Origin of the sequence: Geomonas sp. RF6 (assembly GCF_021044625.1) — a bacterium.
GTDB lineage: Bacteria > Desulfobacterota > Desulfuromonadia > Geobacterales > Geobacteraceae > RF6.
Map to the genome: position 1 here is coordinate 3,842,832 of NZ_CP087999.1, position 13,400 is coordinate 3,856,231.

The 13,400-nt window shown below is 45.4% G+C and carries 17 protein-coding genes; 16 read left to right on the plus strand and 1 reads right to left on the minus strand.

Features of this window, described 5'->3' with window-relative positions; genetic code table 11:
• Positions 1-220: 220 nt before the first annotated feature.
• Positions 221-730 (plus strand): HNH endonuclease, encoded by a 510-nt coding sequence (locus LPW11_RS16450; RefSeq protein ID WP_230994962.1) that lies wholly within the window; start codon positions 221-223, stop codon positions 728-730.
• Between the two features lie 90 nt (positions 731-820).
• On the opposite strand, the gene LPW11_RS16455 is transcribed toward LPW11_RS16450, so the two are convergent.
• Positions 821-1,600 (minus strand): ParB/RepB/Spo0J family partition protein, encoded by a 780-nt coding sequence (locus tag LPW11_RS16455; RefSeq protein ID WP_230994963.1) that lies wholly within the window; start codon positions 1,598-1,600, stop codon positions 821-823.
• A 163-nt stretch (positions 1,601-1,763) separates the two neighbouring features.
• On the opposite strand from LPW11_RS16455, the gene LPW11_RS16460 reads away from it, so the two are divergent.
• The 15 genes from LPW11_RS16460 (at position 1,764) to LPW11_RS16530 (ending at position 13,267) form a co-directional block, all read left to right on the plus strand.
• Positions 1,764-2,357, plus strand: coding sequence for a thermonuclease family protein (locus LPW11_RS16460; protein ID WP_230994964.1), 594 nt, complete (start codon positions 1,764-1,766; stop codon positions 2,355-2,357).
• A 14-nt stretch (positions 2,358-2,371) separates the two neighbouring features.
• Complete coding sequence (locus tag LPW11_RS16465) at positions 2,372-3,292, plus strand: HNH endonuclease (protein ID WP_230994965.1); 921 nt, start codon at positions 2,372-2,374, stop codon at positions 3,290-3,292.
• Entirely contained in the window at positions 3,289-3,633 is a 345-nt protein-coding gene (locus tag LPW11_RS16470) for a nucleotide pyrophosphohydrolase (RefSeq protein ID WP_230994966.1), read from the plus strand. The genes LPW11_RS16465 and LPW11_RS16470 overlap by 4 nt, the downstream gene beginning before the upstream one ends.
• 39 nt (positions 3,634-3,672) lie before the next feature.
• Complete coding sequence (locus tag LPW11_RS16475; RefSeq protein WP_230994967.1) at positions 3,673-4,416, plus strand: HNH endonuclease; 744 nt, start codon at positions 3,673-3,675, stop codon at positions 4,414-4,416.
• A gap of 64 nt (positions 4,417-4,480) precedes the next feature.
• Entirely contained in the window at positions 4,481-5,542 is a 1,062-nt protein-coding gene (locus tag LPW11_RS16480) for an HNH endonuclease (RefSeq protein WP_230994968.1), read from the plus strand.
• A gap of 271 nt (positions 5,543-5,813) precedes the next feature.
• A complete protein-coding gene (locus LPW11_RS16485; RefSeq protein ID WP_230994969.1) occupies positions 5,814-6,809 on the plus strand; it encodes a hypothetical protein in 996 nt (331 codons plus the stop codon).
• A 252-nt stretch (positions 6,810-7,061) separates the two neighbouring features.
• Positions 7,062-7,658: a hypothetical protein gene (locus tag LPW11_RS16490; RefSeq protein ID WP_230994970.1), complete on the plus strand. Its 597-nt coding sequence runs from the start codon at positions 7,062-7,064 to the stop codon at positions 7,656-7,658.
• Positions 7,659-7,688: 30 nt separating this feature from the next.
• Positions 7,689-8,531 (plus strand): hypothetical protein, encoded by an 843-nt coding sequence (locus LPW11_RS16495; RefSeq protein ID WP_230994971.1) that lies wholly within the window; start codon positions 7,689-7,691, stop codon positions 8,529-8,531.
• Entirely contained in the window at positions 8,528-9,064 is a 537-nt protein-coding gene (locus tag LPW11_RS16500; protein WP_230994972.1) for a hypothetical protein, read from the plus strand. Before LPW11_RS16495 ends, LPW11_RS16500 begins: the two co-directional genes overlap by 4 nt.
• Positions 9,065-9,362: 298 nt before the next feature.
• On the plus strand, positions 9,363-9,557 hold the full coding sequence (locus LPW11_RS16505; protein WP_230994973.1) for a hypothetical protein: 195 nt from the start codon (positions 9,363-9,365) through the stop codon (positions 9,555-9,557).
• Between the two features lie 134 nt (positions 9,558-9,691).
• On the plus strand, positions 9,692-9,886 hold the full coding sequence (locus tag LPW11_RS16510; protein WP_230994974.1) for a hypothetical protein: 195 nt from the start codon (positions 9,692-9,694) through the stop codon (positions 9,884-9,886).
• Between the two features lie 118 nt (positions 9,887-10,004).
• A complete protein-coding gene (locus LPW11_RS16515; protein ID WP_230994975.1) occupies positions 10,005-10,877 on the plus strand; it encodes an ArdC family protein in 873 nt (290 codons plus the stop codon).
• An 80-nt stretch (positions 10,878-10,957) separates the two neighbouring features.
• Positions 10,958-11,302: a hypothetical protein gene (locus LPW11_RS16520; protein WP_230994976.1), complete on the plus strand. Its 345-nt coding sequence runs from the start codon at positions 10,958-10,960 to the stop codon at positions 11,300-11,302.
• 13 nt (positions 11,303-11,315) lie between these two features.
• A complete protein-coding gene (locus LPW11_RS16525; RefSeq protein ID WP_230994977.1) occupies positions 11,316-11,819 on the plus strand; it encodes a JAB domain-containing protein in 504 nt (167 codons plus the stop codon).
• Between the two features lie 413 nt (positions 11,820-12,232).
• Positions 12,233-13,267, plus strand: coding sequence for a tyrosine-type recombinase/integrase (locus LPW11_RS16530; protein ID WP_230994978.1), 1,035 nt, complete (start codon positions 12,233-12,235; stop codon positions 13,265-13,267).
• The last annotated feature ends 133 nt before the right edge of the window (positions 13,268-13,400 follow it).

A 13,400-nucleotide genomic window follows, 5' to 3' on the forward strand; every position in this document is an offset into this window, starting at 1 on the left:
TTAAGACATGTGCCCCAGGGTGTTTAATTGCGGGGGCTTGTGCTTATGAAATAGCCACTATTTTGGGAGCAGACGTACTTTCTGCCCATAATTGATAATAACGGCACATACTAGTATTCATTCCCGATTTGCAAGATTTCGTTCCTTCACCTAAGGAACCATTATCCAGTTATTAACAAGTACCTAACCACGGTTAGAACTAAAATATCTGGAGACAATAATGGTTACTATGATTGATGGTGCGAAAGAAATCCCTGGTTTTGAGGGGTTATATGCGATTACGAGAGATGGTGTGGTTTATAGCTTGCCAAGAAAATTTAGTCCCAAGTTGCTGGTCATGAAAGAAGTTGGGACCTACCATGGTTATGTAAGAGTCGTGTTGAGCGGGGAAGACAGAACAAAGCTATACTACGTTCACCGGTTGGTAGCTGAGACATACATCCCAAATACAGAAAATAAACCGATGATAAATCACAAGAATGGCATTAAAACAGATAATCGAGTTAGCAATTTAGAGTGGGTAACATGCCTGGAGAACCATACACATGCCTTTGAGAATGGAAGGTATCCACGGCAGATCATCCACCCCTCGGAGAAGATAAAAGTGGTTGAAATGGTAAGGCAGGGTATCCCAATTGACGTAGTAGGGGAACGGTTTGGTCTTAAACCAATGGGGGTGGAGTCCCTGTTACGAAGATATCGAGAGCCAGAGTTAAGACAGGCTGCCTAGGGAATGCTGACACAAAAGAAGCCCTATCGATTTAATTGATAGGGCCTTTCTGTACCTGATCACCAGCGAGTATCGGTATGCCGATCCAACCTAAGCACCTATACTCCCAAGCTTATTTTGAATCTCATGCAACAATTCCTGTAGCTTGTCGATGAATACTTCCCTATCATCACCAAGGGCATCGAGGTCTATACCCTTAATGCACTTAAGGGTGTTGTCACTAGAGGTAATAGCCTTCTTGGTGATAGTCAGTCTAGGTCTCTTTATCTCCTTCTTGGGCATACCAAGGGAGGCAATAAGGGCATCATAAGCCTTCTTCTGGGATGTAGGTCTTTTGATCCTGGCTATCTTGAGTAATACGCCTCTACTAAGTTCTTTCCTTCCTCTAGCATCCTCACGTATTTCCTCTGATAAGGCCATCAACCCTAAGATATCAGATATGGTGTTCTGGGCCTTACCTACCATGTTACCTAGCTGTTCTTGAGTGTAGCCGTACTTGGTCTTGAGGTTGTTAACTGCCTCAGCTTCATCGACAGGATGCAGATCAACCCTCTGGATATTGTCCACGAGGGCTATCTCATCGTACTTTTCGGTGTCAATGAAGATCCCATTGATGGTGGTCTTGCCTAAAGATTTGCAAGCCTTAAATCTTCTTTCTCCTGCTACAAGGATCAGGTTCTTGTCGTGATCCTGTCTGAAAATGATAGGTGAGAGAAGACCATGTACCTCGATGGATTGCTTAAGCTCTTGTAGCTCTGAATCATCTATGTGCTTGCGAGGCTGAGACGGGTCAGGCTTGAGGTCGCTGAGGGAAATGCTGTAGAGCTTGCCTTTCTTGAACAAAGCTGTCTCTTTAGGTGTTGTCGTCATTTAATCACCTCCTCAGAATTTGTGTTAAGGGAAAGTATCCTAATTTTCTCCTAACTTCAATAGAATATGTGACGATTTTGAATGACACGAACGTGTAAATGTTTAGGTAGACATGATTAAAAAAAACTGTTATATAGTCACAATCTTACTTGGAGGACGAATCTTGCAGTTCAGAACTCCACCCCCTACTGCATCGCACAGTTTTCTCTCCTCCTGGTTCGTCACGTTTCTTGTACCTCTTCTTTTAGTTTTTCCAAATTCCTCACTGGCGAAAAATCCGATCCGCTCCATACAGGGCACCGTCAGCAAAGTAACAGACGGAGATTCCATAACGGTTAACGATATTCTTGGTACGAAGGTCAAAGTGCGCCTTTATGGCATAGATGCACCTGAGACTGAAAAGTCAAATACAAAAACTGGAAAGGTATCAAGTCCTGGACAACCCTATGCGAATCAAGCATGGGAAGCTTTGGGCAATAAGGTTTACCATCAGGCTGTGCGTCTTGATGTAATGAGTATAGATCGCTACAAACGGCTCGTTTGTTTAGTTTGGATTGGGAGTCGGAGTATCAACAGAGAAATGGTTGCTGAGGGATGGGCATGGGCCTACAGGGAGTATTTGGGTGGCGCGTATAGTTCTGAATACGTAAGTGCAGAGGACAGAGCTAGAAATAATAAATTGGGCCTTTGGCAACAGTACAACCCTCAGCCTCCGTGGGAATTCAGGAAATATGTACGAATGAAAAGAAGCCTGTAGTAAGGAGGTCCAAAGTGATTGCTCTTTCTCCGACTGATACAAATTGGTTTCAGTTTCTCCGGAAACGTCCTGAAATTTCAGTGGTAAACTTCTGGACTCCGACTGACTGGAATATAGCCACTTTACACAAAGGTGACTACTGGTACTTCGTTCTTAAGGGCAGTGAACCTAGAAAGATTGGAGGAGGGGGGCGTTTCCTTCGTTATGAATTGATTTCAGCAAGTGAGGCTTGGAAGCGTTATGACATTGGAAATGGCGCTGCAAGTTATGACGATATGGTTGGTAGGCTCAATGCTTACAGGGATAAACGATCTCAAGAAACGTCCGATCGTGACCCAAAAATAGGTTGCATTCTCCTTGACCAGTGCATATTCCTTCCTGATCTCCACCAAAAAACGCCCTCAGATTATGGGCTTGAGTTTCCACCTCAGATAGTTAAATACAAAACTTTCAAGACTTCTCCAATTGACCTCGTCAAACAGGCTCCACCAGCAAATGCCCTGTTAGCGGAGACTGATGGTGACTCTTTCCCTAGTAGTGAAGAAGACGCTAGGAAGAAAACTATGGCGTCAATAGTAAGGCGACAAGGGCAACCGCAGTTTCGGCAGGCGCTGATGAGCGCCTATGGTGGTAAATGTGCTATCACAGGCTGTGATTCCTCTGATGCCCTTGAAGCTGCCCATATTACGCCCTATTTAGGGGCGCACACCAACACTGTGCCAAATGGAATCTTGCTTAGGGCCGATATCCACACCCTGTTTGATCTCGGAAAGATCACGATATCTCCACATGACTTTAGAGTGATACTTCATCCAGAGCTTCGAGCAGGGCATTACAGCTATTTGACTGGGAAAATGGTCTCTGTACCTAAAGACAAAACGCTATGGCCAGCGAGACCTGCGCTTGAAAAGCATAAAAGAGAGAGTGGGCTATGACAAGTCAGCAAGATCTTTTGGAAAACCTGAGACGCTTCGTAGCTGATAGGAATTGGACCCAATTTCATGACCCCAAAAATCTTAGCATGCTATTGGCTTCCGAAGTGGGAGAACTGTTGGCAGAACTAAGATGGGTCTCCAATGCCGAAGCAGACTCAGTACTAAAGCAAGGCGAAAAGAGGCAACGCATTGAATACGAGCTCGGTGACGTATATATCGCACTTTTGTTGCTGGCTGAACGTGTTGGAATAGATTTAGTTTCTGCTGCAGAAAGGAAACTTGCTGTAAATCTAGCAAACTATCCAGTAGAAACGTTCTATGGGGTAGCAGATCGGAAGTAGGAGATCGTTTGCAACAACAAATTTGTCCAGGAGTATTCTGTGCTAAGTCCTGAAGCTAAGAGTTTGCTCAACTACCTCGTCTCACAGCTTAAAGCTGGTTATGTAAAGCCAGGTAAACCAGAAACTTACTTGTCTTACAGTAACGTACATAACGCATTAGGCTTGTCTATGAGGGGACAGACCGTCGGGCAAAGCCTTGAACATCAAGGCATGCGTGAGCTTGCAGAATGGATATACGAGAAAGGATATCCCGCTATAACGGGCGTCATTATTACTCAAATTTCCTTTATGCCCGGAAGGGGATACTTTGAGGTTTACGGTAAAAAAGATGAGGATTTTGCGTGGTGGGAGAGTGAGATACGGAAGGCTGCAGATTTCAATTGGGAAGTTGTAGACTCTCGTTTTGACAATAACGAAGTAATATATCCAGACGATGTGCCAAAAGAAATTATACATAAAGAAGGCGCTTCAAAAACTGTGCGAGTAAATATTTATGAAAGAGACGTTGATGCTCGACGTAAATGTATTGCTCACTACGGTTTTAAATGCGCTGCATGTGGAGTCAGTATGGAGCAGCTGTACGGAGTCATAGGCATGAACTACATTCATGTTCACCATTTGGTCCCGATCTCCTCAATAGGTACGGAATATATAGTAGACCCTATAAAGGATTTGAGGCCCGTCTGTCCTAACTGTCATTCCATGATTCATAGAGATCCTAACAATGTATTGTCGATAGAACAGGTTAAGGTGTCAATGTTTGAAGCAAGGAAAATAGTGTAAGGAGTGGCACCAAATTTAATGCATGTAGTATTGAGATACTGACACTCCAGAGAGTGCGTCGTTCTTGAAGGAAGTTGCCAGCAGTCTGCAAAAGGACTCATTAGTGATACCAAGAGAGATAAAAAGGGACCACCTTTTATATGCAATAAAAGAAATTGACTCTGACGGGGTCCCTCCAGAAAGGGAATCTACTGTGTGGCTACTGCGACATGAGGGAAAGGATTATCCGCCCAAATACGTCATATCCATTGCTGGAAAGTATGCGCTGGGGTATGAATACAGCCACGAAAAATTCTCGGGTGGACCGAGAACTAATAGCTTCCTTAGAGACAGAGGGTTTGAAATCATATCAAAACAAGGAGTTAAGTCTTTCTCTTGGAAAATTGTAGATGACAACAATGTTACGAAAATCTTAGACAAATCGTCCTTCCTACATCGAGGTACTGGTATTCCACAGGAGATAAGATCATTTTTCCTAGAAGGACAACTTGGTCCTGGGGAGAGGGTGGACATCACACTGGCTGTCGGAGGCGAGGTATATTCTGCCAATATAACGATGGAATCTCAGGGAACCGCACGTACCCGGCTCTTCTGGGATGCCGCCTTTACCTCGCTGCTACACACATCATACCCGCATCACCTCCGCCAGTACCAAACAGATCAACAGCCGAGCAAGCAAATCGTGATGCAATTGGGACGTATTAATGGCTATCGCTCCTATGCAGTAATGTTTGGGGCGAAGGTATCGGAACAGGATATAACCAAAGATGTTGAGGCTGAGCAGGTAGAAGACGTGGGCCCTAGGCTGGAGGGTGGAGTAAAGGAGTATTACGGCAGAAGATATGAGCGTGATGCCATCAACCGCCAGAAGGCCATAGAGCATCACGGCTTAGCATGTAACATATGTGGCTTTAATTTTGAAAAGATGTATGGGGAGAGAGGTAGTGGTTACATAGAGGTCCATCATATTAAACCAATCAGCACGTTTGGGAAAGAACAGCATGTTGATCCGAGAACAGATCTAATTACAGTTTGCTGCAATTGTCATAGAATGATACACCGCCGGTCGGATGAGATGCTCTCAGTAGACGATGTGAAAGGAATTATTCTCAAAAGATATCCATAATATTTGCGCATTATGGAATGGATATATGATGGAGGGTACAACAACTTTATGTATGTATATAGTTTTAAGGTGGAGTATAGGAAGTTAGGTGATGGTATATGCCATCATATTATGGTTGATATTCACGATGCATTAGACACGCATCAGGCAGCTAAACAAGTGTTACCAGAAATTACTCGAATGCTTGGCACCGACCGCTTCGAAATAATAAATGTTTTTCAGCCAAAGGTAATACCTGAAAAGTGTTATTGAAAATTTAATAGGTGAGGCTATGCTCTGGTCTAAAATTGCATCATATGAAGAGGCACCATTCGAAACCGAGGCCGAGCTTGAGGCTGCGATAGTTGATGCAGCAGATCAGCTTTTTGGAGAGAAGCGGATTTACATCGATGTTAAGAAGAAGATTGGCGCAAAAGGGAAGACTAACAACATTCCTGACGGCTACCTCATCGATCTATCCAGTAAAAAGGAGCCTAAACTATACGTCGTAGAAAATGAGCTTGCCAAGCACGATCCTCTAAAACATATTGCTGTGCAAATACTCGAATTTTCTCTGTCGTTCGAGACATCGCCGTATCTTTTAAAGAACATTTTAAAAACGGAAATAGTTTCAAATGCGACTGTACACGCGAAGTGTCAAAAATATGTAACGGAGAATAACTTCGAAAACCTGGATGTCCTATTGGAGAAGATTATCTATGGTAAAGACCGATTCAATGCACTCGTCATAATAGACTCTCTGTCGGACGAGCTTGAGAAAGTGCTAATTTCACGTTTTCAGTTTCCAGTTGAAATCCTCACCCTCCAGCGGTTTTGCACAAGCTCTGGTGACAAAATGTTCCAGTTTCAGCCCTTCCTTGTAGATATTGTTGGTGCTGGGGAAGAGGCTTCGCTGACAACATTACAGCTAGATCCTTCAGAAATAGATACGATCGTAGTCCCTGCTAGGGAAGATGGCTTCCTCGAAACTTTTATTGGAGAAAATCGGTGGTATCAGATCAGAATCCATCCGAGTATGAGACCTAAGATCAAGCACATAGCGGTATATCGAGTAGCGCCGGAATCAGCGATTACCCATATTGCACCTGTCTTATCTATTGAGCAGTGGGAAGATACCGCCAAGTATGTTCTCAACTTTGCGTCACCTGCGCAAGAAATTACGCCAATCCGTCTTGTCCCTAAAGGCAAGGTGAAGGCTCCACAATGCCCAAGGTACACCTCTAAGGCTAGACTTGAAGCCGCTAGCAGTTTAGATGAGGCATTCTAGATTTCTAGGTTTGCTATCTTATTGTCGCCCAGTCAAATGTAAAAGTATATTTCACATCATCTCTCGTTGTGATATTTCGCCTGCAGGCGACAGCATAGCGATTACCTTCAAAGACTAACATCATGCTGCTGATGACGTGCGGCATTGCCCGCGCTGAGGAGAAAGCTTCTATAGGAAGTACTACGTAAAAAGCCAAGGTTGTTGAGATTGATAATTTGTAGCTTACATTTGTAATCGACTGCGGAGGTCATCATGCCTAAGATGTCGCTGACTGACTTTGTGGAAATTGTTTCGAAAGCTGGAACTGAAAAAGCAGCCAAGATTGCCAAAGTAAAGCATAGGACAGGTTATAACCCAGCAACAGATTTCTATAAAAAAATGAGGGAAAGGCTAATCTCAATACACCAAGGAGACCATGATAGAGAATACCTGTTGGACCTAGGGTATGTTAGCGACACCAAGAAGCTAAAACATTTTGGTTCAGTAGCACATGGGTATGTAAAGTGGTGGGGTAAAAAGCAAATTGCCTGGTTCCCCCCGCCTAACTATCCGTATGTCTATAATTCTTTTCAAATCGGGGTCAATCCTGAATTAGGACTTGCCTTCGATAATAAAAAGTATGTCATCAAGCTATATCTTAAGTGTGATGAAATCCCTAAGAGCAGGATTGATGTTGTTTTGCACCTGATGGAAAGGTCCCTAAGACCCTATTGCTCTGAAGACACGGTAATGGCGATACTTGATGTTCGGAATTCGAAGCTTATCACCGAGTCTGGCTCTTCTAAATATGTAGATGCAATGATATCTGCTGAATTGGCGTTCATAGAAGCGATTTGGCCTAATGTTTGATGATAAATAATTTTTGAAGTGAGGAGAATGATGTCAGATAAGAATTATGGCCGTGTGTACGAGTTGCAACTGCCCAAACCCGCTAAATTGAATTTTAAACAATTACAGCATGCCTTCGAATCTGCATATAAATCGGGTTCACCATATACGACAAGCAGTGGTGTTATCTATGTTAAAGATGTTCAAGACATGTCAAACTGTTTTGTCGTCTTATTTGGTAAGGACAACGCAGATGCCTCGAATTATAAGAGGGATAAGAAAGTCGGAAAGTCTTTTCAGAAAATCAACATTGACGAGTCCAAAGAAGTTCTTGCAGATTTCACACATGTAGCAATTAGCAAGACCAAGAGGCTTGATGGCTACTCAGTAATCGCAGAAAAAAATCGGATGTTTAGGTTCGGGTCGCTGTACAATCTGTTTTTTTACGTCTTGGGAACATCTGAGTACTTTGAGTTAGGCAGAAGGGTAGTAAGTGATTACGTGAAAGAAATCAACAACGCAAAACGTGTTCTTGAAATAAAACAAATTGATAACGAACCAGACATGCCTAATATACCCGGCTATCACAATGAGGACGATAAAACCTTTACAGTCCAAAGCACATTTGAAATTAAGGCGATCCCCAGAGGCTCGATTGGTAAAAAGTTGGTTAATAGGTTCATTCCTACATTCAGTAAGAAGGATGGTGTGAAAACAATTGTCACCATCGTAAATAAAGCTGGAATGAAGATTTCCTTGGACTTCGATGAGCCAGAATGTGAAACGGGGCTGTTAGTAGAGTTGCCACTCAATACGAAAACTGAGAAAGTGCAAACGATGATCGCTGAAAAGATGGACCTACTTATCATTCAGGACAACCAAGGCAAGCTATGATATCAAAGGGCTCCCTCCATAAAACCAAAAAAATTTATGCAAATTTATTGACCTCTGTATTGGATCAACAGCGTATACTTAACAGCGGGTTGGGTGAATATAAGAATATATTGCAGTGGTGGATACCACTTGTTGGGACGGTTGCCTTTTACTGCATATCTATGGTATTGCACACTAGATTAACCAAGATGATTAGTAGCCTTATTGCAATCCTGCCGTCTTTGACCGGTTTTTTAATTGCTGCTGCTACGATTCTTATTTCAATTAATAATGATCGTATTTCTGCAAAGCCTAAAGGATGTAATTACAATTACAAGCAGGTTGGGGGAGCAATTTTTTTTAAATGCATTAAACTGGCTTTATATTTATTGGTATTTTCTTTTTTAACCCCAGAATCTTTGCCTGGATGTTTTTTTGAGTCTACCTTCTGGACTATTCCTATTATAAAATTTATTATCCTTGCATTGTTTACTAAAATGATTGTTTTAATGTTGTATGGTTTGTTATTTTTGTCGAGCGCAATTGAGTCGTAATTCGCATCCATAAGTAGTGACCTTCAAATTTGATTTTCATTTTTGTGATTTTTAAAATCGAATCTCGTAAATCTGATTTGCGGATAGACCCGGGGGGGGGATCAAATACACTGGCGAAAAATACATAAAGGGAGGTAAGCTCATAACGGGTCCCATCTAGCTCAGCTAGGCGCGACCCCACCCTTCAACTTACCCAAACAACTACACTTAGGGACGGCGTCTTTGCCGTCCCTTTTTTCTTAGCCATTAGTCAGGCCAATCGAAGAAGCCTGACAATCCAACGGCTAAGGAGGCAACCATGTTGACGACCATCATCACCAGAACAATCGTATCCGCAGACAACCTTGTACAGCAAACACGTGTCAAAGCCGAAATAGTCAGAGAAGTCGCTGGCATAGCTCACGGCATTATCAAACAGAACCTGCCTGAATATCGTGAAGATCTTAAGGCCAAACTGCTCGACAAGATAAACAACTCACTCCAGAAGAGCTAACCCAGGCTCCTATCACCAAATAACCTACCACAGCACAACTACTTCAAGGGGGCTTTATGCCCCCTTTTTTCTTAGCCATAGAGTCAGGCCAATCGAAGAAGCCTGACCATTCCAACGGCTAAGGAGGTATCACCATGTGCATCTCTACTCTCATTACCAAAGCAATCGTCGCAACCGACCGTGCCTGCCAGCAGGCGAAGATCAAAGCATCCGTGGTCAAGGAGGTGTCCGGTATCGGGCACCAGATCATCAAGGACAACATGCCTTCCTTCAGGGACGACCTCAAAGAGAAGGTGCTGGCCAAGGTCACCGCTCAGCTTCAGAAGTAACACACCCACCAGACTAACCTAAGCCACACCACCAGACAACCCATACCACGACAAGGGAGATAGCCACACTACCAGCCGTACATGGGATACGTGCGTCTACCTCCCGAAGGAGCCAATGATGAACGTCTACGAGGTCATCAACACTCGCATTATGGAACTGTTAGCCCAAGGGACAGTACCCTGGCGCAAGACCTGGAACGCTACCACCAATCAACCTAAGAACCTGATTACCAAGAAGGACTATCGCGGTGTCAACGTGTTCCTTCTGGCATGCATGCCCTATAGCTCGCCGTACTGGCTAACCTTCAAGCAAGCCCAGGACAAAGGCGGCTTCGTGCGTAAAGGCGAGAAGTCTACACCTGTCGTGTTCTGGAAGTGGCTGGACCGTAAGGATGCCAATGTTGAAGGCGAGGAAGCTGTCACGGGTAATGGCAAGATTCCCATGCTCAGGTACTACTCAGTGTTCAACCTGGAGCAGGTAGATGGAATTGAGCCACCACCGGCAACGGAGACAGTTCACCGGTTCACTTTTATTGAGCAGGCAGAGCAGATCATAGCTGGCATGCCGATGAAGCCGACTGTTCACTACGGTGGCCACAGAGCATCATACTCACCCTTGCTCGATGTAGTAAAAATGCCAAAGCCTGAAGCATTTGAGACACCTACCGACTTCTATGCAACGTACCTGCACGAGCTTACGCATGCTACCGGTCACGCGAGCAGGTTAGGGCGCAAGGGTATCCTTGAGCCTTCATACTTCGGTAGCCACGAGTACAGCAAGGAGGAACTTGTTGCCGAAATGGGGGCTACCTTTTTGTGTGCTCATGCTGGCATCGAGCAACCGATCATCGAGAACAGTGCTGCTTATATCCAGGGCTGGCTACGTAACCTCAAGAACGATAAGACGCTTCTGGTGCATGCAGCAGCACAGGCTCAGAAGGCGTCCGACTACATCTTGAATGTTATGCCGCATGAAGACTTAGCAGACTAACGAACCATTATGACCACCACAGGGGAAGGGGCATCGCCTACCAAGGGCGTGCCCCTTCCGTCGTTTATATGGAGAATTACATGCAACCTATCCACTGCCCGAGCATCAAGGTCCACAGCAGCCAACTCGACCAAGGGACCTACATCAACGGATTCATCCTCGAACACCAAGGTAACAACTACCAGTTGCCTGGAAGTGCAGGAGATACCATCTACGTCTTTACCCAGAGCATAGCGATTTACGTGCTCGCTACCAATAAGGGCCTAGGTCACATGCGGCTGAACGCTTATATGGTGCCTCAACCTGATGCGATCAACGGGGTCTATATGCACACACCCCAAGAGATCATCGACCACCTGGGGGCGGAGTGGGAGCAACTATCACCGACGGAAATGCTCGAAAACCTGATGGACTGCCTAATCTAAGGAGGATAATCCCATGACTATAGATACCCTGTTCGGACCAGCAGAAGTCCCGGCGACCAAGCCCAGGACCATCAAACTCAAGACGATCAAGGCAGTATATGAAACTATCACGGTAGCGGAGGGAACCGGCAACTACCTGTCATCGAAGATCCGCTACACGTCACCTACGCAAGTTTTTGATACCTTCGCCTTCCTGAAGGACGAGACAAAGGAGTACTTCATTGCTTTGCACCTGGACGGTAAGAATCGGATCTTGGCGGTGGACATATGCAGCATCGGCAGCTTGAATCAGAGCATTGTCCATCCCAGAGAGGTTTACAAGACTGCACTCCTGTCTTCGGCAGCAGCTATCATCTTGATCCACAACCATCCTTCAGGTGATCCCATACCAAGCACTGAAGACATGGAGGTTACCCGTAGGCTGCGGGACGCTGGCGATCTTGTGGGTATCAAGGTGCTTGACCATATTGTGATCGGAGACAGCTATTACTCGTTTTCAGAGAGAGGTGTCATATGACAACCTGTGAATATTGCGGGAAGACACTTAGGGTTGGGGAGACGTTACAAGGGATCAGGTCCGGGACCTTAGCAGCGTCTGGTTTCATAGCAGCCCGCGATTCTGCGGAAGTCATTTTCTGTGAATCGTGCGGAAGCAAACTCTTGCAGTACGTCTATTCATCCCTTGACACGCGTGCTCTTCCATACCCGACCATCTTCAGAATGGTGACGGAGCTTTCACAACTCATGAGGAACGGATACCTGCTGATTCACAACATTGGCAAGCTACCGAGTGCGGATCAGATAGCCCTCCAGCATCTGATAACAGCGTGCAAGGAGACAAGGTAAAGGCAGCCTGCACACCTTTCATAATGAAACTAAACCAGAGCCAAGGGGCTCTTTTTTATGCCCCAAATATACGGAGGTATCACAATGTCAGTCTACAGACGAAGCAAAAACGGCGTGTTCTACATGGATTACGTCTATAAGGGCATGAGGGTCTACAAGACAACTGGCAAGTACACCAAGCGTGACGCCAAGCTCATTGAAGCTGCCGACAAGCAGCGCCTTAGAGATGAGGCGACGTTACCACCTGTTGAGAAGTCGTCGCGGTTGCTTCTTAGCGAAGCTGTTGAGCAGACACATGAGGCGAAATGGAAGGCTAACAAGGACGCAGTTGGTACGTATAGGCGGGCACAGGGCCTTATCGGACTGATAGGGGACATACCTATCCGCTCAATAACGGAGGACACCGTTGAAGCTCTCATGTCCATGCTTGAGGTGAAGGGCGTACAGACCGCCACGGTCAATAGGTATCTGGCAACATTGAAGACTATTCTCAAATATAAGAAGCAACCGTATGACCATATCCGGCTCAAGAAGGAGCGGAAGGGGAGAATCCGAGTACTATCCCAGGATGAGGAGCAGATGGTTGTCACGTTGTTGCGTGACAGCCATCACTCCGATAGTAGGCGGTATTTCGGAGAGGTTGCGGACCTTGTAGAGGTGCTTACGGACACCGGTTGCAGGCTGTCGGAGCTGCTGAACCTCCGGTATGAGGAGGTGGACTTTGATACTGGCCTCATCTCCATATGGATCAACAAGGGGGAGCGACCGAGGAGCATTCCGATGACGAGCAGGGTACGCGGCATCCTGGAGACAAGACAGGCTGAGGTAGTAAAGCCGTTTGCCATCTCCATCAACAAGGTAGAGTATGCATGGGGCTGGGTCCGGAGGCAAATGAACCTTCAACATGACAAGGAGTTCGTCCTACATGCCTTGAGGCATACGTGCGCATCGAGGTTGGTGAACCGCGGAGTAGACCTTTATGTCGTGAAAGAGTGGTTGGGGCATTCAACTATTCAGATAACAGAAAGGTACGCTCACCTCAACCCAAACAAGTTGCTACACGCTGTGGAGGTGCTGGAGGAGCCAAGGTGTCAAACCCTTTCGCGAGATAGGGCTTGAAGTTAGGTATAGAATTGGGTATAAAAGCAGCAGATGGGAGCATCGGAGGCTCCAGCTTACTACCCATATCTGTTGGTGGATAGGTAAGAGAATCAGTTAGTTAGGGGGACCTCCCCCCTAGGATAAGGGCGTC